General features: G+C 43.5%; 18 protein-coding genes. 11 read left to right on the top strand and 7 right to left on the bottom strand.

Features of this window, described 5'->3' with window-relative positions; all coding sequences use genetic code 11:
- Positions 1 to 225: 225 nt before the first annotated feature.
- The 3 genes from V7K30_RS17840 to V7K30_RS17830 all read right to left on the bottom strand — a co-directional run bounded on the left by V7K30_RS17840 (position 226) and on the right by V7K30_RS17830 (position 2,401).
- Positions 226 to 1,704: a cation:proton antiporter gene (locus V7K30_RS17840; RefSeq protein ID WP_335001456.1), complete on the bottom strand. Its 1,479-nt coding sequence runs from the start codon at positions 1,702 to 1,704 to the stop codon at positions 226 to 228.
- A gap of 86 nt (positions 1,705 to 1,790) precedes the next feature.
- Positions 1,791 to 2,204 (bottom strand): EVE domain-containing protein, encoded by a 414-nt coding sequence (locus V7K30_RS17835; RefSeq protein WP_335001455.1) that lies wholly within the window; start codon positions 2,202 to 2,204, stop codon positions 1,791 to 1,793.
- Entirely contained in the window at positions 2,186 to 2,401 is a 216-nt protein-coding gene (locus tag V7K30_RS17830) for a hypothetical protein (RefSeq protein ID WP_335001453.1), read from the bottom strand. The genes V7K30_RS17835 and V7K30_RS17830 overlap by 19 nt, the downstream gene beginning before the upstream one ends.
- 29 nt (positions 2,402 to 2,430) lie before the next feature.
- Between V7K30_RS17830 and V7K30_RS17825 the strand changes: the two genes are divergently transcribed.
- Positions 2,431 to 3,171, top strand: coding sequence for an SIMPL domain-containing protein (locus V7K30_RS17825; RefSeq protein ID WP_335001451.1), 741 nt, complete (start codon positions 2,431 to 2,433; stop codon positions 3,169 to 3,171).
- Between the two features lie 115 nt (positions 3,172 to 3,286).
- Here the strand turns inward: V7K30_RS17825 and V7K30_RS17820 are convergent, their stop codons facing one another.
- The gene (locus V7K30_RS17820) at positions 3,287 to 3,649 is read right to left on the bottom strand and encodes a single-stranded DNA-binding protein (RefSeq protein ID WP_100900435.1); all 363 of its coding nucleotides are present in this window, start codon (positions 3,647 to 3,649) and stop codon (positions 3,287 to 3,289) included.
- Between the two features lie 372 nt (positions 3,650 to 4,021).
- Between V7K30_RS17820 and V7K30_RS17815 the strand changes: the two genes are divergently transcribed.
- The 4 genes from V7K30_RS17815 to V7K30_RS17800 all read left to right on the top strand — a co-directional run bounded on the left by V7K30_RS17815 (position 4,022) and on the right by V7K30_RS17800 (position 9,351).
- A complete protein-coding gene (locus tag V7K30_RS17815) occupies positions 4,022 to 5,029 on the top strand; it encodes a rod shape-determining protein (RefSeq protein ID WP_335001449.1) in 1,008 nt (335 codons plus the stop codon).
- 102 nt (positions 5,030 to 5,131) lie between these two features.
- Positions 5,132 to 5,941, top strand: a complete 810-nt coding sequence (mreC, locus tag V7K30_RS17810) for a rod shape-determining protein MreC (protein WP_335001447.1) — start codon at positions 5,132 to 5,134, stop codon at positions 5,939 to 5,941.
- 25 nt (positions 5,942 to 5,966) lie between these two features.
- Positions 5,967 to 6,602: a rod shape-determining protein MreD gene (gene mreD, locus V7K30_RS17805; RefSeq protein ID WP_335001445.1), complete on the top strand. Its 636-nt coding sequence runs from the start codon at positions 5,967 to 5,969 to the stop codon at positions 6,600 to 6,602.
- A 1,168-nt stretch (positions 6,603 to 7,770) separates the two neighbouring features.
- Positions 7,771 to 9,351 (top strand): reverse transcriptase domain-containing protein, encoded by a 1,581-nt coding sequence (locus V7K30_RS17800; RefSeq protein ID WP_335001443.1) that lies wholly within the window; start codon positions 7,771 to 7,773, stop codon positions 9,349 to 9,351.
- A gap of 224 nt (positions 9,352 to 9,575) precedes the next feature.
- Here the strand turns inward: V7K30_RS17800 and msrB are convergent, their stop codons facing one another.
- Both msrB and V7K30_RS17790 read right to left on the bottom strand, forming a co-directional pair.
- Positions 9,576 to 10,070: a peptide-methionine (R)-S-oxide reductase MsrB gene (gene msrB / locus V7K30_RS17795; protein ID WP_335001441.1), complete on the bottom strand. Its 495-nt coding sequence runs from the start codon at positions 10,068 to 10,070 to the stop codon at positions 9,576 to 9,578.
- Positions 10,071 to 10,314: 244 nt separating this feature from the next.
- On the bottom strand, positions 10,315 to 10,848 hold the full coding sequence (locus tag V7K30_RS17790; protein WP_335001439.1) for an MgtC/SapB family protein: 534 nt from the start codon (positions 10,846 to 10,848) through the stop codon (positions 10,315 to 10,317).
- A 398-nt stretch (positions 10,849 to 11,246) separates the two neighbouring features.
- Here V7K30_RS17790 and ssuD point away from each other — a divergent pair, with 398 nt between their 5' ends.
- From ssuD to V7K30_RS17765, 5 genes are all read left to right on the top strand, one after another.
- A complete protein-coding gene (gene ssuD / locus V7K30_RS17785; RefSeq protein ID WP_335001437.1) occupies positions 11,247 to 12,407 on the top strand; it encodes an FMNH2-dependent alkanesulfonate monooxygenase in 1,161 nt (386 codons plus the stop codon).
- A gap of 90 nt (positions 12,408 to 12,497) precedes the next feature.
- Positions 12,498 to 13,064 (top strand): NADPH-dependent FMN reductase, encoded by a 567-nt coding sequence (gene ssuE / locus V7K30_RS17780; RefSeq protein ID WP_335001435.1) that lies wholly within the window; start codon positions 12,498 to 12,500, stop codon positions 13,062 to 13,064.
- 619 nt (positions 13,065 to 13,683) lie between these two features.
- A complete protein-coding gene (locus tag V7K30_RS17775) occupies positions 13,684 to 15,033 on the top strand; it encodes an FAD-binding oxidoreductase (protein WP_335001434.1) in 1,350 nt (449 codons plus the stop codon).
- Positions 15,034 to 15,088: 55 nt separating this feature from the next.
- Positions 15,089 to 16,444 (top strand): (Fe-S)-binding protein, encoded by a 1,356-nt coding sequence (locus tag V7K30_RS17770; RefSeq protein ID WP_335001432.1) that lies wholly within the window; start codon positions 15,089 to 15,091, stop codon positions 16,442 to 16,444.
- 252 nt (positions 16,445 to 16,696) lie between these two features.
- Positions 16,697 to 17,995: a P-loop NTPase fold protein gene (locus V7K30_RS17765; protein WP_335001430.1), complete on the top strand. Its 1,299-nt coding sequence runs from the start codon at positions 16,697 to 16,699 to the stop codon at positions 17,993 to 17,995.
- A gap of 133 nt (positions 17,996 to 18,128) precedes the next feature.
- Here V7K30_RS17765 and V7K30_RS17760 read toward each other — a convergent pair whose 3' ends face one another.
- Positions 18,129 to 18,422: a hypothetical protein gene (locus tag V7K30_RS17760; RefSeq protein WP_335001428.1), complete on the bottom strand. Its 294-nt coding sequence runs from the start codon at positions 18,420 to 18,422 to the stop codon at positions 18,129 to 18,131.
- 231 nt (positions 18,423 to 18,653) lie between these two features.
- Here V7K30_RS17760 and V7K30_RS17755 point away from each other — a divergent pair.
- Positions 18,654 to 22,672 (top strand): nSTAND1 domain-containing NTPase (locus V7K30_RS17755; protein WP_335001426.1); only part of this gene is annotated, 4,019 nt, incomplete at its 3' end.

The raw sequence follows: 22,672 nt of genomic DNA, 5'->3' as shown, positions 1-22,672 counted from the left end.
AGGCCCACAAGCCAAGGGAGACTGGAAATAAATAACATTCCGAATGCTGGTAGAAATTATAAACAGACGATTATTCTACAATCACACGGGACGGTAATTTGGAGAGAGAAGTTTCCACTGCCCGATCGCAAAATCTTCAAAGCACGGTGATAGTACTGAATACAGAGTCCTGAGTTCTGAGCGATTTTCACTCAGAACTCAGTAATAAGTTACCCAAGATTTTGATTAACGATCGCCAGAATCTGGGGTTACTTCCAAATTGCCACTGTCATTTGATGCCGGCACCCTCGACTGAGGTGGTTCAATTACCAATGAAGTCCCAGAGGAACCGTCTAAAATCAGTTGCTCTGAGCCTGCATCCACGGTTTTGGGGTCTGGAAATACAAATCGTAACAAGGGAGGAGCTAAAAAGGTTGTCAAGATAACCATCATGATGATTGCTGCCCCTAATGGTTTCGAGAGAGCGCCACTGGCTGCGCCAACACCAGCAAACACTAAGCCAACTTCGCCTCTAGGTATCATCCCCACACCGATCGCTAAACGGTTGATTTCCGGTTGACCAAACACGCTTAAACCTGTGATTACTTTACCGAGAATGGCTACTGTGATCAGGAAAGTTGCCATAATTAGACCTTCACGATTGTCGGGAATTGCTGGATTTAACACTCCCAAATCGGTTTTTGCCCCAACAGTCACAAAGAAAATTGGCACTAGCATATCAGCAATGGGACAGACTTGCGTTTGCAGTTCTTTGCGCTTCTCTGTCTCCTCCAAGACTAAACCAGCCGCGAAAGCTCCCAAAATTGCTTCTAAGTGGATGACGGCGGCAAGATATGCCATAGCAAAGGCAAAGATGAATGCTGGTATTACCAGTCCCCCGCGGGTTTTGAGTTGATCAGCGATCGCCACAAAGGACTTATTGAAAACATTGCCTAGTAGGATTGCTCCCAAAATAAAACCAGTGGCGCTGATAATCAAATAAATGACTTTACTTACATCCACCACGCCATCTTTAGCTAGGCTGGCAACTACCGCCAAAACGATGATTCCTAATACATCGTCAATTACGGCAGCACCGAGAATAATCTGCCCTTCTTTAGAATTGAGTCGCCCCAATTCTGACAGCACCTTGGAAGTAATACCAATACTAGTGGCAGTCAAAGCCGCCCCGGCAAAAATTGCGGGTACAGCACCAATACCAAACAAAGTCATCAGTCCCACAGTACCAGCAGCAAAAGGTACTACTACCCCAACTACTGCAACGACGGTAGCTTGGATACCGACTGCCATTAAGTCTTTTAAATTCGACTCCAAGCCGATTTCAAAGAGCAAGATGATCACACCCAATTCTGCTAAAACGGAAACGACCTCAGACTGCGCTGCAAACACCCCTGGAGTGGCTTCAGGCGTTAAACTGGCAGTGCTTTGAAGGAAGGACATAATCAAAGAGCTAGAACTGTCTGTGCCGCCTTCTGGAAACACCAAAAGGTGGAAAACAGAGATGCCAACTACCACACCACCTACAAGTTCTCCTAAGACGGGCGGCAAACCCACTTGGTTTGATAACTCTCCACCAACTTTGCTGGCGAGATAAATGACTACTAAGCTTAGTAGCACTGCTGCTACTACCATTGAACTGTCTGCGGCTTCTGTTGCGCTGGCCAGCAGAGGAAAAGAGTAGCTGATTGGATCTAACAAATGCATGGGTTCTGTGAAAATCCTTCTCTTTGATTCTGACGTGTTTCTGAAAAACATCTATCAATGGAAACGCGATTGGCAGCTTTTGGATCTTAATTTGTGCCATTTGTCAACTCAATCAAGCGCTGCCAGTAGACTTCAAAAACCGGGACTACAGACAGTCTCGGAAGTCGCAGCAAGTCAAAGTCTGTGAATTTATTGTCCTGTTTGATTTGGGCTAGGGTAACGGGTTGGTGTACTCTTCGTAATGCCCGCACATCTACAACTGCCCGTTTGCTGTCATTGAGTGCTGGATCGATATAGGGTTGACTAATTATCTCTGCTAAACCGATGACTTGCCGTTCTTTGCCTGTGTGATAAATTAACGCCAAGTCACCAGAAAGCATGGTACGTATATGTTTGAGTGCTAGGGAATTGTTGACTCCATCCCAAACTGTACTGCCGTCCCGTTCCAAATCGAAGTAGGAATAATTTTCCGGTTCAGTTTTCAGCAGCCAATACGCCACGACAAAATCTCCAAAAAAGCTAGTGTAATTTTTTCAGTATCCAAAAATGTAACCATTTCAGCTTTTGACGATCGCAGTGTCAAAGTAAGAACATACAAATCGGATCTAGCGATCGCACTTAAATTGTGAAAAACTTGTGGTAGCCGTTGACTCTCAACGACTACCAGAAGATTGTTACATCCGCTTGTTAAAAACATCTGTGGATACTTTGAGGAGTGCAAATCTGATGACTAGAGCCGCTTTACCCGGTTCTCAGTTTCCATCTGGAAACTTGGGGAAAATACTGCCTTTAGCAATGCTCTTATGTGCAACTTTTACACTACCTGCGTTGGCACAAGAAAAAGAGAAATTGTGGCGAACCCTTACTGTCAGTGGTCGTGGAGTGGAAACAACTCCTGCAACCCTGGCGCAAGTCAGTTTAGGAGTAGAGATTCAGGGGAAAACAGCCCAGGAGGTACAGCAAGAAGCCGCCCGGAGGTCATCGGCTGTAGTTGCGTTCCTCAAGAGCCAAAATGTCGAAAAATTACAAACTACTGGTATCAGTCTCAACCCAGTTTATAGCTACACCAATAATGTGCAGCGAATTACAGGCTATGCTGCCAATAACACCGTAAGTTTTCGTATTCCTACCGAGAAAGCTGGTACATTATTAGATGATGCAGTGAAAGCGGGTGCAACACAAATTAACGGTATTAGTTTTGTTGCGAATGATCAAGCGATCGCGGCTGCTCAAAAACAAGCATTAAAAGAAGCCACCCAAGATGCCCAGCAGCAAGCTGATGCTGTTTTCAGTGCCTTGGGTTTGAAATCCAAAGAAATAGTCAGCATTCAAGTTAATAATGCCAGTGCGCCTCCACCACCCATGTTTTTACGGGCATCAGCTGCCAAGTCAGCTGATGCTTCCACCCCTGTTATTGGTGGTGAACAACAAGTAGAAGCATCGGTGACGCTGCAAATTAGTTATTAGTCATTTGTCATTAGTCCTTTGTCATTTGTGAGGGCAAAGGACTAATAATCAATGCCCAATGCCCAATGCCCAATGCCCAATGCCCAATGCCCAATGCCCAATGCCCAATGCCCAATTAAAAATGTTCTGAAGACATATCTCCTGTACCGCCTTCTCCATCTCGCTTAGAGCCTAATAAATCCAGCTGATCTACTCTAATAATCGGTGTAGAACGGTTTGCTCCTGTTTGGCGATCGCTCCATGTGTCAAACTTCAAGGAGCCTTTTATACCAATTAAGCTTCCCTTACGCACATAATTACCTGCTACCTCAGCCGTCTTATCCCATAATTCCAGAGTGAACCAGTCAGGTTCATCGCTGTTGCGCGATCGTCTTTTTACAGCTAGTGTCAATCTACACTTAACACTACCAGATTCAAAATATTTGATATCAGGGTCGCTGCCTACACGACCAACAAGGGTGACAATATTGATACTCATATGCGTTACCTCTTAGTACAGACGTACTGACTCATTCCGACTTTCATCATAGCGAATTATGAAACTCTTGAAAATAATGTGTTAAACAGTTAACAATATAGTTGACTTGAAAAATTATACATACTACTTGGAGAAACACATAAAGTATACGGATATACTAAGTTAACCAGAGAATATCAAAACTATAGATGCCTGAGACATAGTAAATATTCCTGGGAATCATATAAATATATAGTCTAGTTTACTCAACTCAGGATACGAACTTTATCGAATCCGACACGATTAACTCTTACCGTTGTAGTCAAAAAGTATCGCACATAGGGGGCTTAGACACGCGTGGGTCTTTTTAGGAACTTTCGCACATCATGGGATATGGGTATCGACCTCGGTACCGCTAACACTCTCGTTTATGTATCTGGTAAAGGTATTGTACTGCAAGAGCCTTCTGTAGTTGCTATCGATGTCAACGAAAAGGTAGCACTAGCAGTAGGAGAAGAAGCCAAAAAAATGCTCGGTCGCACACCTGGAAATGTCATTGCCCTCCGCCCTTTGCGGGATGGTGTAATCGCTGATTTCGAGATAGCCGAGCTGATGCTGAAAAGCTTTATTCAGCGTGTAAATGAAGGTAGGTCTTTGATTTTACCCCGGATTGTCATTGGTATTCCCAGTGGTGTCACAGGAGTAGAAAGGCGAGCTGTGATGGATGCAGCTCACCAAGCAGGAGCAAGAAAAGTGTATTTAATCGATGAACCTGTAGCTGCGGCCATTGGTGCAGGACTACCTGTAGCCGAACCCACTGGCAACATGATCATCGATATTGGTGGTGGCACAACAGAAGTTGCAGTGCTAAGTCTTCAGGGTACAGTGATTAGCGAATCAGTACGCATTGCTGGAGATGAACTGACTGAAGCGATCATTCAGTATATTAAAAAAGTTCATAACTTAGTGATTGGTGAACGGACTGCCGAGGACATCAAGATTCGGATTGGTTCTGCCTATCCTACTAATGATGATAATGACGCGATTATGGAAGTCCGAGGCTTACACCTGCTTTCTGGTCTACCGCGAACTGTAACGATCAAAGGCCCAGAAATCCGTGAAAGCATGTTGGAACCACTATCAGTAATTATAGAAGCTGTGAAGCGGACACTGGAACGCACACCTCCAGAACTGGCAGCAGACATTATTGACAGAGGGATTATGCTGGCTGGTGGCGGTGCTTTGCTCAAAGGCATAGATACCCTCATTAGCCATGAAACAGGGATTATTACCCACATTGCTGCTGATCCTTTGAGCTGTGTTGTGCTGGGAACAGGTCGTGTGTTAGAAAACTTTAAACAGTTGGAACGAGTTGTCACCGAAAGCTCTCGCAATATGTAGCAAAAAAAAATATCAGACTTGAGTTCTATTTGAGTTCTATTTGGGTTCTATATAAATAGAATCCAAGTAGAACTTAATTTACATAAGTATGTAAAGGTATATATGGTGACAATACGGCGTTGGTGGGATCGTAAAGGGTTACAAATCGGGTTGTTAGCTTTAATAATTGGTAGTGCTTGGATATTGCGACAGACTCAAGGTGAATTGGTGCTTGAAACATACCAAGCAATTACCCGTCCGTTAGAGATGTTGCAGTCAGGGCCAACTCCAGAAGAACGGATCAGAGATGCCCGGATATTGGAATTGCAAACCCGTATAGTAGATTTGGAAAGTCAAAAGACAAAGCTACAAGATTTATTAGGCTATGTGGAAAAAGAGCCGCTGGCATCACGACCAGTTCCAGCACGGGTGATAGGGCGTAGTGCTGACCAGTGGTGGCAACAAGTTACCCTGAATCGCGGAGTAAATGCGGGAATTCAGGAAGGCTTTATAGTCAAGGCAGATGGCGGATTGGTGGGTTTGGTGGAGAGTGTAACTCCCAATACTAGCCGCGTGTTGTTAATCAGTGACCTCAAGAGTCAAGTGGGTGTATCAGTTAGCCGCACGGCAGCTAAAGGCGTTTTGCGAGGAGATTCTTCAGCAGAAGCTGTGCTGGAGTTTTATGAAAAAGTCCCAAATGTCAAAGTAGGAGATTTAGTTTCCACATCTACTTATAGTCAGAAATTTCCATCTGGCTTGGCAGTAGGACGAATCAAGTCCCTGGATTTAAAGAAACTTCCCGCATCAGTGGCGAAAATTGAGCTTTTTCCCCCAATCAACTCTCTCGATTGGGTAGCTGTTTATCCAAAGCCAGAAAACCAAGAGTTGGAAAACCAAAAATCGGCAGATCAAGTGCCGCAAAAGTCTAAGTAAATTATTTGAGAAAATCCATAGAAAAATGAAGATTCCTGCATTTGGTGGCAGCAGGCAGAAAAAGCCAAAATCCTCAGAGCGAAAATCGAAATTCCAAATCCCGCCGCTTTCTCGTTGGCATCCCGGTATACGTAAGTTGTTGGGTTGGATAGTGACGGCTAGTTCTGTACTGTTATGTTTACTATTATTGCCAACCCGCCTGCCTGGTATGGAATTATTGGGAATTGGCCCTAACTGGCTATTAATTTGGGTGGTAGCTTGGAGTGTGAAGCGTACAGTGTTATCCGGCGCATTGGCAGGTATCGTTCTGGGGCTACTTCAAGATTCAATGACATCACCTAACCCTACTCATGCGCTCAGTTTAGGTATAGTGGGGATTTTAACTGGTCTGCTCCAAAAACAGCGTTTTATCGAAGAAGATTTTATTTCGATAGCTGTAATTGTCTTTGGTATGGCAGTTTTGGCAGAAACTATCTTTGGGTTGCAATTAACTTTAACCGGCGATGCCTACGGCGGGCACAGCCTACGCAAGGTAACAGATATTTGGACATATTACCAGCGTGTCGCCCTAGCCTCTGCCATTCTTAGTAGTCTGTGGGCACCTGTAGTCTATTATCCCCTAAATCGTTGGTGGCAGCGGATGAAATTGTTAGAGCAATAGTAAAGGGAGTTAGGAGTTAAAAAGGGGATAAATTACAGGTGACAGTAAAGAAAATTGTTAATAGAGTTCTGTACCCTGTAACCTAAGTCTTTAAGGAATTTGGGCAACCTCTAGCAATATGGATGTAAGCTCCATTAAATCAAACAACACCCTATCATGGTAGTTAGTAGCATTTATGTCTGATACTTTCTTTTTTGCCTTAAAAGAATATTAGGTAAGTCATCTCCTGATTTCCTGACGGCAGAATGTGGAAGCTTTCATTGAATAACCTAGTTGGAGAACGCTGATGTCGAAGGAAAGAAAAAGTAATAAAGAAGTTAAAAAACCTAAAAAAGACCCCAAAGACAAAAAGGAGAAAAACGAGCCAAACAAATAGAACGATTTTGGTAAATAGCTTTTTAGCTAAGACCAAGAGTTGCATTTCTTTAATTTGACTGCAAATGAAACGTACTATTTCTATCCCAGTTAGTTTACCTAATCAAAGATTTCTAAATCTTATGGAGCAGTGTGCAGGAATATTCAATGCACACATTGGCTGGGCAATAGAGAACAAGACATTTAACAGTGCGATTCGTTGATTAGTGAATCACGGTACTCAGTCCGTAAATAACTAATCCAGCCCGACAGCAGATTACTGTCATAAAAGGCTGAACTCTCGGTCAGATGCAAGTGCAAGTCTTGCCATTCAGACTCAGAATTGACTCCTTACCTGCCCACACCGAACAAGCTCGGTTCTTGTAGAGTGAAGCTGGGAACAGGGCGCAATCAGACGACCGTTGCGGGTTGACACTGGCGCTAACAGGGAGTTCCTATGATGAAACAGAGCCTAGAAAAGCGACTTATGTTTAAGCAGGGCGCAACACAAAAATCCCTGACTTCGCTGGAGTCCATTCCCGCCGTGTGCGGTTAAAAGAACGGCAAGAGTCCAGGGAATCCAGTAGTCGAATTGGCTACATCTAACGGAACAACGCCACATGCTACAACGGGGGGAACCCCCGCAACGCAGTGGCTCATCAATCTCTCCGAGGGAACGAATAAAAACGATTTGTGAGTCCTGGGGCAGTCGAACCCCAAGTAGGCTAGACGAGAAGCGGAATCCTCACAAGTCGGGTAGGACAGACCGTAATTGGTCTGAGGTGTTCAGAAAATACAAACTCCAGAAGAGAAAATGATTAGACACAGTTACAAAACTAGTGAATCTTGGAAAGCTCTACCGTGGAAGAAATTCCGCCGAAATCTTTTCCGCCTTCAAAAGCGCGTATTCAAAGCTGTTCAAGTTGGAGACAAGCGGAAAGCTAGGTCACTCCAAAAGCTTATTCTAAAATCCACCTCGGCTCGATTTCTTGCAATAAGACAAGTATCTAAGCTTTATGCTGGTAAAAAGACGGCTGGTATTGATGGCAAAAAATCCCTTACTTTTTGCGAACGCTTTTATCTAGAAGAATGGTTAAGAGTCAATAGCGGAAATTGGAAGCATCAAGGCTTACGGGAAATCCCCATCCCTAAGAAGGACAGGACTACCAGAATGCTTAAAATACCAACCATCGCAGATAGAGCTTGGCAATGCCTCGCAAAATATGCACTCGAACCAGCACACGAAGCCACATTCCATGCTCGGAGTTATGGGTTTAGAACTGGGCGCTCCGCCCATGATGCACAACAGTACATCTTTAACAACCTCAACTCCAGAGTCAACGGAATAGAGAAACGAGTTATTGAACTCGATATTGAGAAGTGCTTCGACAGGATTAACCACTCAGTAATAATGGACGAACTCATCGCTCCCAAAGGCTTAAAACTCGGTATCTTCCGATGCCTCAAGGCAGGGGTAAATCCAGAATTCCCTGAACAAGGAACCCCACAAGGGGGAGTGGTCAGCCCATTACTAGCAAATATTGCACTCAACGGGATTGAGAGTATACACAGATACCACTACAACCACAAACTAGGTGGCAAGGTACATGACAAGACCCCAAAAAAGTCAATCATAGAACCATCAGTCCGGTATGCGGATGACATGGTTATTATACTTCGACCCGAAGATGATGCAACAGAGATACTTGAAAGAATCAGCGAGTTCCTCCGCAAACGCGGAATGCAAGTAAGCCAAAAGAAAACCAAAATTACCGCCGCGACAGATGGGTTTGATTTCCTCGGCTGGCACTTCAAAGTACAGAAAAACGGAAAGTTTAGAAGCACTCCCTCAGTGGATAACTTTAAAGCGTTCCGTAAGAAAGTAAAACACATCGTTAACAACTCGAATTATGGTGCTACCACAAAGGCTGAGAAATTAGCCCCAGTAGTTAGAGGTTGGAGAAATTACCACAAGTTCTGCAAGATGGACGGGTCAAAGTTCTCACTTTGGTTTTTAAATCACAGAGCATACACGGTATTTAACAAGGAAACTAAGCAAACACGCTACACCAGCGAGGAGCTAGTTAAAAAGGCATTCCCAGCAGTTTCCTACTCCGAAAATAAACACGTCATGGTTTCAGAAATAAAATCCCCCTATGACGGAAACATAGCCTACTGGAGTGAACGTAATAGTAAGCTCTACGATGGTGAAACCTCTAAAACTCTTAAGAAGCAAAGCCATAAATGTGCTTCCTGCGGTCTGAAATTCATTGATGAAGAAAAGGTACATTTGCACCACATCGACGGAAATCACGCCAACTGGAAAAAGAATAATCTAGAAGCAATTCATCAGAGTTGCCACGATTACAAACACATGAGCAAAAGCGCAAGCTGAGAACATCGGAAGCTGGGTGCGGTGAAAATCGCACGCCCAGATTTAACTGAGAGGTGCGCGGGATAATACCCGCCATCGACTCAACCAAAACAAGGCACACAAACACTTGTACGCACTATTGCGTCTACAGTATCGCAGTGTGCCTTGTTTTTTCAAGCCTCAAAATCTGATAATTTAAGTTAGTGGGTGCGATGTCTACGACGGGTTATACCTACGCAACTAAATTAAGCAGGCGTAAACTTTAACGAAACACCGTTCATGCAGTAGCGCTTGCCAGTGGGTGCAGGGCCGTCATCAAAAACATGACCCAGATGACCACCACAGCGACTACAATGCACTTCAGTTCTGGTCATAAACAACGACTTATCTACAGTAAGGGCGATCGCACCTTCAATTGGATTAAAAAAGCTAGGCCAGCCAGTACCACTGTTAAATTTGGTATCAGATGTAAACAGTGGCTGTTCACACGCAGCACAATAATAAGTACCATTGTCGTATTCTTTATCCAATGGGCTGGTGTGAGGACGTTCAGTCCCATGTTTACGCAATACACTATACTGTTCTGGCGTTAAAATCGTGCGCCACTCTGACTCTGGTTTGGTAATTTCAAATCCACTCTGAGAAGTTGTCATCGCCTCTGACTCCCAATTGATATACTTTGATAAGAATGCTGTGCCGACTATTGCTGCACTAGCCTGTAAAAAATACCGTTTGTCCATATATCTATTATTTTCTATTTTGCCGTTAACTTGCCAATCAACTCCAGTACGGGATTCCCTACATTAATTACCAGAATCAGCGATCGCCCTGAGTTAGCCCTGATAAATTGATTAAAATTAGCTAAGAATTGAAAAATTATTCTTCAATAAAATACCGCAAAGGAATCCGATCAACGTAGATATGTAGAACGAGATCGTTCTCATCAGAAGTGTTGACTAACTGGTGCATCTTGTGTAGCAACAGTCAATCATCATCTTCATCAGAGGTAGTTGTTAGTTCCTGAGTAGTCCCTTTTTTTCCATGACCCGTCATAAATACAAATGCGCGATTGAGCCGCTTTACCCCACTTAGGGTAATCAGGGTAAGTAAGCCTCCCAATAATCCCATTTGCCATAGACCACAACCAATTGCAGCCCCCAACCCGGCCGCAGTCCAGACACAGGCGGCTGTAGTTAAACCTTTGACTTTTGGCGTTGCAGATTTTCTAGAAGACTCTTGTAAAATCAATCCGGCTCCGAGAAATCCTATCCCGGTAGCTACACCTTGAATTGTGCGACTCAGCGCATTGGTAGCAGCATAGGGACTCTCGCCCTCAGCCTGCAAAGGAATCATCACAAATAATGCTGCCCCCATACTCACAAGCATAAATGTTCTCATCCCTGCTGGTCTACCTCCTTGCTGACGGTTAAATCCAATCAGGCAACCAACCAGGAGCGCCAAAGACAATCTAAATGCTATATGTGGCCAATCGTTGGCAGCAATAAACATCGGCCCCATTGCCTTATTTCTCCTAGAGATAGAACGGAATTTTGCGCCTATTGCCAGTGGGCTGGATGGCTACCCACATTTATAGCTGAGAACCTAACTACATTAAGTCAATAAGTTTGGCCTACATTAAGGTTAATTTAACAAAAGGTTAGGAAAAAGTAAAGTAGTATACACAAAACTGCCATTGGTGTATTCTTCCTAGAGACAGAAAGAGGGAGAAATAACTAATACCCAATTTTTCCGATCGCTACCTGATCGAACACGGCTTAATATACATTGGTTTGATAGAGATACCGGAGTTTTCTGAAAACTTCTTGCGGGCTTTTGTAGAATATGTGATACTGTGAAGCTATAAGCAAAGCACGGTAATTCGATAAAAATACCGTAGTTTTAAAAGGACAGGACTCATGCAGCTACTATGGTTCATCCCAACCCACGGCGACGGACGTTACCTTGCAACTGCTACAGGCGGACGGGCAGTAAGCTTTCCTTATCTGCGGCAGATTGCCCAAGCGGTGGATGACCTTGGTTATACAGGGGCATTGTTGCCTACAGGACGCTCTTGCGAAGATGCTTGGATTGTAGCGTCAACGCTGGTATCACTGACGCGACAGATGCGTTTTTTGGTGGCGATTCGTCCCGGCTTGGTATCACCTGGAGTGGCAGCACGGATGGCGGCGACTTTTGATCGCCTCTCTGGTGGACGCTTGCTGATTAACGTTGTTACCGGGGGCGATCCCGTGGAATTAGCGGGAGATGGCTTGCATTTAAGCCACGATCAGCGCTATGAATTAACAGATGAATTTTTGACAGTGTGGCGAGCGATCGCTAGTGGTGAACAAGCCAATCTTCAGGGCGACTATCTCAACATTCAGGATGGTAAACTGCTGTTTCCACCTGTTCAGAAGCCATATCCGCCTTTGTGGTTTGGCGGTTCCTCTCCCGTTGCTCAAAAAATTGCTGCCAAGCATATAGATGTTTATCTAACTTGGGGCGAACCACCGGCGCAAGTAGCCGAGAAGATTGCATCAGTTCGCAGACTTGCAGAAGCAGAAGGGCGGACTTTGCGGTTTGGGATTCGCCTACATGTGATTGTGCGAGAAACCGAGAGTGAAGCTTGGGATGCGGCGAATGATTTGATTAAATATGTAGATGACGAGGCGATCGCTAAAGCCCAAAAAGCTTATGCCCGGATGGATTCAGTTGGGCAACAGCGGATGACTCAATTACACCACGGTAATCGTGAGGCATTAGAGATAAGCCCGAACCTGTGGGCGGGAGTCGGTTTGGTGCGAGGTGGTGCGGGAACAGCCTTAGTAGGCGATCCTCAAACCGTAGCTGCCAGGATATTGGAATACGCTTCTTTGGGTATTGAGTCCTTTATCCTTTCTGGCTATCCCCACCTAGAGGAAGCTTATCGAGTCGCAGAACTTCTATTTCCCCATTTGCCCTTAGAGAATCTGCCGGCAGTGGAGAAGCAACATGTCTTGAGTCCATTTGGCGAGATTGTTGCAAATGAAGATTTTCCTAAGCAGCAGCATAAGGAGAAAGCCACATCCATATCCTAGTAAAGTTTAGGGTAGTGGGTACTGGGGATTAGGGACTGAATTTTTCCCAATGCCCATCAAAACAATTGTAGAAATTCGGAGTTTAATTGAATGGCAAATATTTTAGCGATCGCTGGTAGTCCAACCCATCCATCTAGAACTTACGGTTTTGTCGAATACACTGCCAAGCTTTTACAACAAGAAGGCTTGCATGTAGACATTATTTCAGTTCGGGATTTGCCTGCTGAAGATTTAGTTTTTGGACGATACGACAGCCCTGCTTTAGAACAGCCAAAAGCTTTATTAGCAAAGGCAGATGGTGTGATTATTGCCACCCCAATCTACAAAGCTGCTTACACAGGAGTGCTGAAAACATTTCTAGATTTGCTGCCGCAAAAATCATTGACAGGTAAACCTGTGTTACCAATTGCCCTTGGTGGCACGATCGCTCATTTATTGGCAATTGAATATGCTCTTAAACCTGTCTTATCTGAATTAGGAGCGCGGCATATCCTAGCTACTATTTATGCGGTAGACAAACAAATTCAACGACAAGCTGATAACAGCATCGTGTTAGATGAGGAAATTGAGCAAAGACTCAAAGATGTTCTCAAAGAATTTGTTAAAGCTGTAGAATATGATGCCGCAGCGCCTCAGGAATTGGTTCATGCCAATTAAATAATCAAGTTTATACCTCCGTTTGCTTGTAGCAGAGGGGTAATTTCTACCCATCTGTTACATTTTTTTTAAAGTTAATTAGAACAACATAAATTTACTCTCAAAAATTACACTTTTATAGCGATATTCAAATGAATAGACTACGCCTACACGTCGCTTCCATTCCTCTCTAGTCTATTCAACTAACACCGCTGTAATTTCTGATTTTTCCCCCACAAGATGTTGTACACATGCAAATTGTCTTCTTCCGAGCAAAAAGCACATATGGGCAATTAAGCATAATACCCCCAACCCCACCCCGCCCAAGCTACGCTTTAGCTCCCCTAAGAGCAGGCGGGGAGGAGTTGGGGGTGAGGTTCTGTCTTATGGGTAATTTGGCGAACATAATATTACGCAAACAATAGCCGAAAAGAAAGATTTTCACGTCGGGGCAATTCATGAATTGCCCCTACAGCGTTTATTTTTGCGTAGTAAAACTTCCAACAGCGGATCAAAAAACCTATAGAAGCGGAACTCGCAACTGAATTAGCCACCATGTATTAATAGCAATGCGCTTTTTTGGTCAGTTTAGCCAGTAAATTAGATGTAGGGCGTAATAAAAATAAACTGAATCAAAGCGATGTCTAACGACAAGCCGCAAGGCGTCTACGCTTCTTATTTTGCATCTAACGTCGGCGAAGAAAATGCTGTTTGCCTTTGGGAAAACATCGAACTTGGTCAGCAAAAACGTATCCAACAGGCTATAGCTTCTGAAAAACCTCCCAGTTGTATTGTCTATCCCCGCACCCAACAACAGCTAGCCGCAGTCATCGCCACAGCTCACAGTCACAACTGGCGAGTCCTCCCCTGTGGTAGTGGCAGTAAACTCAGCTGGGGTGGTTTAGCTAAGGGCGTTGATGTCGTAGTTAGTGCAGAACGGATCAATCAACTGATTGAACACGCTGTTGGGGATTTGACTGTGACAGTAGAAGCTGGAATGAAGTTCTCTGATCTCCAAGCACTTTTGGCAAAATCGCGGCAATTTCTTGCCCTTGACCCCACAGCACCAGAGTCGGCAACCATTGGCGGTATTGTCGCCACAGGTGATACAGGTTCTCTGCGGCAACGTTATGGTAGTGTGCGCGACCAGTTACTAGGTATTACCTTTGTGCGTGCTGATGGACAAGTCGCCAAAGCTGGGGGAAGAGTAGTTAAAAATGTTGCCGGATATGACTTGATGAAGTTGCTTACGGGGTCTTATGGCACATTGGGCTTTATTAGTCAACTAACTTTTCGCCTATATCCGCTACCAGAGGCATCGGGGACGGTGGTACTAACTGGCAGTGCAGAGCTTATATCCCAAGCGGCTGATATCCTTCGAGGTTCGGCGTTAACACCAGTTCAGGCTGATTTACTATCCGCTAAACTGGTGTCTAGCTTAGGTTTGGGTGAAGGATTGGGATTAATTGCCCGCTTTCAAAGTATTAGTGAGAGTGTTAAGGAACAGTCAAATCGAGTTTTAGAAGTTGGGCAAAAGTTAGGTTTAAACGGGGCAATATTTGCAGATGGTGATGAAGCTAATCTATGGCAGAGATTGCAAAAACGAATACATACTACGTCCACAGAATCTGTAATTACCTGCAAAATAGGAGTGTTACCTACTGCTGCCGTGGAGATTTTGACTCAGGTAGAGTTGGGTTTAATTCATATAAGTAGTGGTTTAGGTTTGTTACAATTAGAGGATAAAAATCAAGTTTTGAAAGTGCGCGATCAGCTACGCTCCGCTGGAAGCGATGCCTACGACGGGCTGCACCTACGCACTCAAGCTCATAGAGGTTTTTTAACAATTTTGTCAGCACCAATGGCGGTTAAACAACAAATAGATGTTTGGGGCTACACTGGCAATGCTTTACCGTTGATGTGCCGTATTAAAGAACAGTTTGACAGTAAGAATATTTTAAGTCCTGGTCGGTTTGTGGGTGGGATTTAAGAAACGAACCGCAGAGACGCTGAGGGCGCTGAGATAGAGAGGGGAAAGAATAATTATGCAAGTTTCGGAAAATTCTGTTAATAATACGGCTAGTTTAAAGAATTTGAAGGGGTTTGATGAGAGTCATCCGCCTGACCCAAAGTTGATTGATAGTTGTGTACATTGTGGATTTTGTCTCTCGACTTGTCCGAGTTATCGGGTGCTTGGCAAGGAGATGGATTCTCCTAGAGGACGTATCTATTTAATGGATGCGATTAATCAGGGTGAAATTGCTCTCAATACAGCCACGGTAGAACATTTTGATTCTTGTTTGGGGTGTCTTGCTTGTGTGAGTACTTGTCCTTCTGGTGTGCAGTATGACAAATTGATTTCTGCAACTCGTCACCAAATTGAACGAAATTATCCCCGCAGTTTGCCAGATCGATTTTTTCGTCAACTGATATTTTCTCTGTTTCCCTATCCCAATCTTTTACGGATTTTATTAGTTCCGTTGTTGGTTTATCAGAAATTGGGGTTTGCTAAATTCTTTCGCGCTACAGGTTTACTCAATAAAATCTCGCCCCGTTTGGCAGCAATGGAATCTATTCTGCCAGAAATTACTCTCAAATCTTTTCAAGATAATTTGCCTACTGTTATTCGCGCCCAAGGTGAGAAGCGCTACCGAGTCGGGATGATTTTGGGATGCGTGCAACGGCTATTTTTCTCCTCAGTGAATGAAGCAACAGTGCGGGTTTTAACAGCGAATGGTTGTGAAGTTGTGATTCCGAAATCTCAAGGTTGTTGTGCAGCACTTCCCGAACACCAAGGACAAACAGAACAGGCGAAAGCTTTAGCAAGGCAGATGATTGATAGTTTTGCTAACACTGATGTAGATTTTGTGATTATCAATGCTGCTGGTTGTGGTCATACTTTGAAGGAATACGGTCACATTTTAGAAGATGACACAGAATATCGGGAAAAGGCGAAGGATTTCGCAGCTAAAGTTAAAGATGCTCAAGAGTTTTTGGCAACTGTTGGGTTAACAGCGAAACTTTCACCACTGACTGATAAACCCTTGAATTTAGTTTATCAAGATGCTTGTCATTTATTGCATGGACAAAAGATTAGCGTGCAACCGCGTCAGGTGTTGCGACAAATTCCAGGGGTAAAGTTGAGAGAACCAATAGACGCGGCTTTATGTTGTGGCAGCGCTGGGGTTTATAATATGCTGCAACCAGAAGTTTCTGAAGAATTAGGTCAGCAAAAAGTGCAGAATTTGTTGAATACTGGTGCTGAGTTAATTGCTTCTGCTAATCCAGGGTGTACTTTGCAAATTACGAAGCATTTGGAGTTGCAAGGTAAGAAGATTTCAGTTATTCACCCGATGGAGTTATTAGATTATTCGATTCGGGGTGAAAAGTTGGAATTATAGACATTTTTTGTAGGATAGACATCTTGTCATTGATTTTAAAGCAAAGAGCCAAAGCTACGTTTTTAATCCTAGTTTTTACTCCCCTCCTCGCTTGCGGGGAGGGGTTGGGGGTGGGGTTCATCTGAATTCTGTTTAATTAAACAGACAAAAATAATCACTCAACCTGAAGAAGTTTTTCCGAAATAGCGGCTTTGTCGTCTGTATAATCACTGAAATGGGCAAGAGCGTCAGGCTGATTTTGGGTGATTTGTGATGAAGCTAGATTTAGTTAGGTTTTTTCAAGCTTGTAACCCCAGTAAAACTCTGGTTGTAAGCAAACCGGAAGATAGACAGTATTATATTGATTTCTCCAAAGTGCGTGGTGCCAAGATTATTGAAGAATTAGGGCGAACTATTACCCGCCTTTCACCTGAAGAACCTACCTGTCAATTATTTACCGGACATATCGGCTGTGGCAAATCCACTGAGTTACTGCGGCTGAAAGCAGAGTTAGAGCAGCAGGGATTTCATGTGGTTTATTTCGAGTCTAGCCAAAGCTTGGATATGGCTGATATTGATGTTACAGATATTTTATTGGCAGTAGCTCGTGAGGTAAGTCAAAGTCTTGAAGCAATAAAAATTAATCTCAAGCCAGGATACTTTCAAACTCTGTTTACTGACCTTGCTGAATCTTTGCAAACGCCGATAGAACTTGGGGGAGAGTTATCTGTAGGTATTGCCAAAATTACTGCCAAAACTAAAGATAGTCCCAAACTTCGCGGTCAGTTGCGACAATATTTAGAACCGCGTACCAATGGCATTTTAGAATCAATTAACAAAGAATTGCTCAAGCCTGCTAGAGAAAAACTCAAGCAGCAAGGTAAAAAAGGACTGGTGGTAATTATAGATAATCTCGACCGAGTTGATAATTCTTTAAAGCCTTCGGGTTATTACCAGCCAGAATATCTCTTTGTGGAACGCGGTGAACAGTTAAACCAGCTAAATTGTCATGTTGTTTATACCATTCCCCTAGTGTTGATTTTTTCCAACGCTTTAGGAAGGTTAACAAATCGCTTTGGCGTAGACCCCAAGGTTTTACCGATGGTTCCTGTGCAACTACAGAATGGTTCTCAATTTTCACAAGGAATCACGCTGCTGCAACAGATGGTTATGACGAGGGCTTTTCCTGGTGTTAGTTGGGAACAAAGTCGGAATTTAATTACTGAGGTTTTTGATAGTCCTGATACTTTAGAGCGACTTTGCCGAGTTAGCGGTGGTCATCTGCGTAATTTGCTAATGTTATTGTTTCGCTGTCTTCAGCAAGAAGACCCACCCCTGTCGCGGGAGTGCGTAGACAGGGTGATTAAACAACGCCGTAATGAGCTAATTTTGGCAATTACGCCCGATGAATGGGAAGTACTGCGTGAGGTGGCGCAAGAGAAAAGCTTAAGAGGTAATGAAAGATACGAACTTTTGCTCCGCAGTATGTTTGTATTTGAATACCGAAATGAGGATGGTTCGTGGTTTGATATCAATCCGATTTTGGCTGAAGCTAAGGAATTTAGCTTATGAATCGGTTGTAGGGGCGTACAGATGTCATTGGCGTCAACTTCAGCTAAAACACAAGAAGAAACACTCTCGTTTCCAGGTTCTACCTGGAAATGCACCTCATTGCGGCTCTGCCGCTAATAAACGAGGCAGAGCCTCACAGTAGGCATTCCCAGCCAGAGCCTGGGAACGAGAGAACCATCTCAGTCGTGACGGGAGCAATATCAGGGACGACGGGAGCGATATCAGGGACGACGGGAGCGATATCAAGGATGACGGGAGTCATATCAGGGATGATGGGAGCGATATCAGGGATGACGGGAGCGGTATCAAGGATGACGGGAGCGGTATCAAGGATGACAGGAGCGATATCAAGGATGACAGGAGCGATATCAAGGATGACGGGAGCGATATCAAGGATGACGGGAGCGATATCAGTCGTAATTTTCACAACTAAGTAGCTAGGCACGATAAAACCGATATATATTTAGTTTTGTAAAAACGGTAAAATAACGAATTTGTAAGGTATGTGCTGAATTGACATTTCGTTACATACTTGGGGATTTTCTCGCCTACTTACTTACAGCGTTTTAAAATTAGCAAAAATCATTCTCTTGGCCACTATCCCTACTGGCATGATGTAATTATACAAACAGCTAGTATAAGGTAAATTATCTATGTTATGAGTAATCAGCAAGAGCCAGAAAATTTAGCCTTTGACAATGAGCATTCATTGCAAACTCTGGTGCGAACAATTACCCTTTCTCAGGGAGAATTTTCGCTGATTTTGCTGCGCTGTAACTATGCTGCTTTACGTCAGCGGATGGTGCAACGTCTGCACCAATTATCTCCTGTAGACATTCACGAAATTACTTTACCTGCATCAGTCAAAACGCTTTACACAGATATACGCGAACAATTGGGAGATGAACAGCCACTTACATTGATGATTTTTGGTTTAGAGACTGTTAAAGATGTTGACACAGTTCTGACTTCTGCTAACCAAGTCCGGGAGGAGTTTAGAAAGAACTTCCCGTTTCCGATATTGTTGTGGGTTAATGATTCAGTTCTGCAAAAATTTATTCGATTAGCAACTGATTTAGAGAATTGGGCAACTATTATTGAATTTCAAAACCCTACCGATGAGTTAGTCAACTTCCTCCAGCAAAAAAGTGATGAAATCTTTGCTGGTGAGGTAACGCCTAATTCCCAAATGTGCCGGGAACTAGAAACCGCCCGTCAGGATTTGCAAAATCGAGGAGAAGTATTAGAAGCAGTACTTCAAGCCAGTTTAGAGTTTGTGCTTGGCTTTAATGATTATCTCTATGACCAGATAGATTCTGCTTTAGCACATTATCTACAAAGTTTGGGGTTTTGGCGACAAAGTAATTATTTAGAACGACAAGGTATACTACTCGTTAATATTGCTTTAGCCTATGACCGCCAAGCCGAAAAAAATCAGACAGAAAATCAACGTTATTGGCAAGAGGCTAGAAATTCCCTTCAGCAAGCTATTGATATTTTTGAACAAGCACAACGTTTAGATTTAGTCGCAAAACATATTACTAAACTAGGTGAAGTGCTGCGACGTTTGCAAGCATGGTCAGAGTTGCAAAGCCTTGGGGAAAAATCTCTGCCGCTACATCAAAATTATGGCACGTCGTTGCAATTAGCTAAAGATTATGGTTTTTTGGCAGAAGTAGCCTTAAAACAGTCACGCTGGGATGAAGCTAATCAACTCGCGGGGCAAGCATTGCAAATATTAACTGATATTCCTAATTTACAACCAGATGAATTTGGGTTGTATCGGTTTATTTTAGCTAAGTCGCAACAGGGCTTAGGTCAAATTCAAGCAGCAATTACTAATTTAGAAGCTGCGAAAAAGGAAAGTAATCATCAGTACAACCCGCATTTGTATATATCTATATTAGAGATATTACGTTTACTCTATTTTGAGCAAGGTGAATATCTCAAAGCTTTTTATATTAAGCAAGAGCAACTACAAATAGAACAACAGTATGGTTTCCGCGCCTTTGTTGGTGCATCTTATCTTAACCCGCAGCGACAGGCAATTAATTCTGCACAGTTGCAAGTAGAAAATCCTGAAACAATTGCTGAAGAAATTGCTGCTTCTGGTCGGGGACAAGATGTTAAGCGGTTACGAGAAAGAATTGGCGGGACTGAGCATAAATTGACTGTAATTCATGGTCAGTCAGGAGTGGGGAAAAGTTCAATTTTGCAGGGTGGATTAATCCCGGCGCTACAACAGGAAGCAATTGGTGAGCGAGATGCTTTACCTATTTTGTTGCGAGTGTATACAGATTGGGTGGGAATGTTGGGGCAGAGTTTAGCTAAAGCTTTTGAGGAAGTCAGAGGTAATCAATTATTTGCTAATCTTGATTCTTCAACAGCTATTTCAGGACAGTTACGAAAAAATGCTGACCGGAATTTGTTAACGGTTTTAATGTTTGACCAGTTTGAAGAGTTTTTCTTTGTTTATCCAGACCAAAGTCAAAGACGAGTATTCTATGAGTTTTTGCGAGTCTGTCTAGATATTCCTTTTGTGAAGGTTATTTTATCTTTGCGGGAAGATTATTTACATTATTTATTAGAGTTAGAAAGATTATTTGATTTAGGTGTTATTAATAATAATATTCTTGATAAAAACATTCGCTATTACTTGGGTAACTTTTCGCCAGCACATGCTAAAGCTGTTGTGCAGAGTTTAACAACACGCTCTCACTTTTATCTAGAGCCAGCATTGATTGATGAATTAGTGCGGGATTTAGCAGGTGAGTTGGGGGAGGTACGCCCAATTGAGTTACAAATTGTGGGGGCACAACTGCAAACTGAGAAAATTACAACTTTAGAAAAGTATCGTCAGTTTGGCACTAAAGAAAAACTCGTTGAGAAATTTTTAGAAGAAGTCATCCATGATTGTGGTGCTGAGAATGAACAGGTTGCTCGACTGGTTTTATATTTGCTCACAGATGAAAATGGTACTCGTCCCCTAAAGACTCGTGCTGAGTTAGTCGCAGATTTGCCAGCAGAAGCCGATAAACTAGATTTGATATTAGAGATTTTTGTGCTATCTAGGTTAGTATTGCTGTTACCAGAATCTCCTGCTGACCGTTATCAATTGGTGCATGATTATCTTGTATCGTTGATTCGCCAACAGCAGGGAAGTGAGTTGTTAGCAGAATTAGAAAAGATCCGTGAGCAACAAAAGCTAACTGAAGAAGAATTGAAGCGTGAACAAGAGGCAAGGCAGATATTAACTGATGCAAAACGCAAAGCTGACCAGCAAATTCAAGAGGGACGCAACCGGTTGACGGTAAGTTCTGGTTTAGCTGCGTGTCTATTATTATTGGCAGGTATATCATCTTTATATGCGTTGAGTCAAATTCAAGTTGCTAAGGATGCTGGAAATAAAAAGCAACAGGCAGAAAATCAAGTGACAACGGCTGAAGCAAATTACAATCAAGTAACTCAAAGCTTGCAAGCTACGCAAAATAAAGAGGCAGAAATACAGAATAAAGCGTATGAATTAGAAACTAAAAAGAAAGATGCAGAGCAAAAGTTTCAAGTAGCGCAGAAGAATCAGCAAGCCGCAGAAGGGAAATTTAAGGCAGCAGAAGCAGATTTAGGGAAAGTAAAGCAGCAAGCAGCAGAATTACAAGGGAAAAACGCCCAAGCAGAGGAAAGAATTAAAACGGCAAGGGAAGAAATAAAAACTGCTGAGGTAAAATTAGAACAAGCAGCGACAAAACAACAGCAAGCAGAATCTCAAGCTCAACAAGCCCAAACCACCCTCAACCAAGCGCAAGCAAAACTTGCACAAGCACAAAAAGCAACAGAAGGAGCGCAAGCAGCACAAAAAGAAGCACAAAAGGGAACAGAATTAGAACGGGCTGGAGTTAATGCTTCAAAACAGTTTGAGTATACCGAGTTAAAATCGCTGGTGTCAGCAATGCAGAGTGGTAAAGAGTTAAAAAGTCTGGTAAAAGATGGTCGTCCTCTAGAAAAATATCCAGCTATCAGCCCTATTTTTGCTTTGCATACTATTCTTGATAATATTAAAGAACGTAACCAGTTCCAAGGGCATCAAGGCATTGTCTATAGTGTGAGTTTCAGCCCGGACGGCAAAACCATCGCCACGGCATCACAAGACGGGACAGCGCGGTTGTGGAACCTGCAAGGGCAACTGCTCCATGAATTCAAAGGGCATCAAGGCCCAGTCTTAAGTGTGAGTTTCAGCCCGGACGGCAAAACCATCGCCACGGCATCATTGGATAACACAGCGCGGTTGTGGAACCTGCAAGGGCAACTGCTCCATGAATTCAAAGGGCATCAAGGCTATGTCTTAAGCGTGAGTTTCAGCCCGGACGGCAAAACCATCGCCACGGCATCAGAGGACAAGACAGCGCGGTTGTGGAACCTGCAAGGGCAACTGCTCCATGAATTCAAAGGGCATCAAGGCATTGTCTTAAGTGTGAGTTTCAGCCCGGACGGCAAAACCATCGCCACGGCATCAGAGGACAAGACAGCGCGGTTGTGGAACCTGCAAGGGCAACTGCTCCATGAATTCAAAGGGCATCAACGCCCAGTCTTAAGTGTGAGTTTCAGCCCGGACGGCAAAACCATCGCCACGGCATCAGAGGACAAGACAGCGCGGTTGTGGAACCTGCAAGGGCAACTGCT

This window comes from Nostoc sp., assembly GCF_036917655.1.
Classification (GTDB): Bacteria; Cyanobacteriota; Cyanobacteriia; order Cyanobacteriales; family Nostocaceae; genus Nostoc.
The sequence above is the reverse complement of the archived record's forward strand: the minus strand, read 5'-3'. Positions and strand labels throughout refer to the sequence as shown.

Excerpts from the sequence above, each read along its gene's own strand:
- V7K30_RS17840 (WP_335001456.1), bottom strand. The coding sequence starts at position 1,704 with ATGCATTTGTTAGATCCAATCAGCTACTCTTTTCCTCTGCTGGCCAGC.
- V7K30_RS17825 (WP_335001451.1), top strand. The coding sequence starts at position 2,431 with ATGACTAGAGCCGCTTTACCCGGTTCTCAGTTTCCATCTGGAAACTTG.
- mreD (WP_335001445.1), top strand. The coding sequence starts at position 5,967 with ATGAAGATTCCTGCATTTGGTGGCAGCAGGCAGAAAAAGCCAAAATCC.
- ssuD (WP_335001437.1), top strand. The coding sequence starts at position 11,247 with ATGCAGCTACTATGGTTCATCCCAACCCACGGCGACGGACGTTACCTT.
- V7K30_RS17775 (WP_335001434.1), top strand. The coding sequence starts at position 13,684 with ATGTCTAACGACAAGCCGCAAGGCGTCTACGCTTCTTATTTTGCATCT.
- V7K30_RS17815 (WP_335001449.1), top strand. The coding sequence starts at position 4,022 with ATGGGTATCGACCTCGGTACCGCTAACACTCTCGTTTATGTATCTGGT.
- mreC (WP_335001447.1), top strand. The coding sequence starts at position 5,132 with ATGGTGACAATACGGCGTTGGTGGGATCGTAAAGGGTTACAAATCGGG.
- V7K30_RS17770 (WP_335001432.1), top strand. The coding sequence starts at position 15,089 with ATGCAAGTTTCGGAAAATTCTGTTAATAATACGGCTAGTTTAAAGAAT.
- ssuE (WP_335001435.1), top strand. The coding sequence starts at position 12,498 with ATGGCAAATATTTTAGCGATCGCTGGTAGTCCAACCCATCCATCTAGA.
- V7K30_RS17800 (WP_335001443.1), top strand. The coding sequence starts at position 7,771 with ATGATTAGACACAGTTACAAAACTAGTGAATCTTGGAAAGCTCTACCG.
- V7K30_RS17765 (WP_335001430.1), top strand. The coding sequence starts at position 16,697 with ATGAAGCTAGATTTAGTTAGGTTTTTTCAAGCTTGTAACCCCAGTAAA.
- msrB (WP_335001441.1), bottom strand. The coding sequence starts at position 10,070 with ATGGACAAACGGTATTTTTTACAGGCTAGTGCAGCAATAGTCGGCACA.
- V7K30_RS17820 (WP_100900435.1), bottom strand. The coding sequence starts at position 3,649 with ATGAGTATCAATATTGTCACCCTTGTTGGTCGTGTAGGCAGCGACCCT.
- V7K30_RS17790 (WP_335001439.1), bottom strand. The coding sequence starts at position 10,848 with ATGGGGCCGATGTTTATTGCTGCCAACGATTGGCCACATATAGCATTT.
- V7K30_RS17830 (WP_335001453.1), bottom strand. The coding sequence starts at position 2,401 with ATGTTTTTAACAAGCGGATGTAACAATCTTCTGGTAGTCGTTGAGAGT.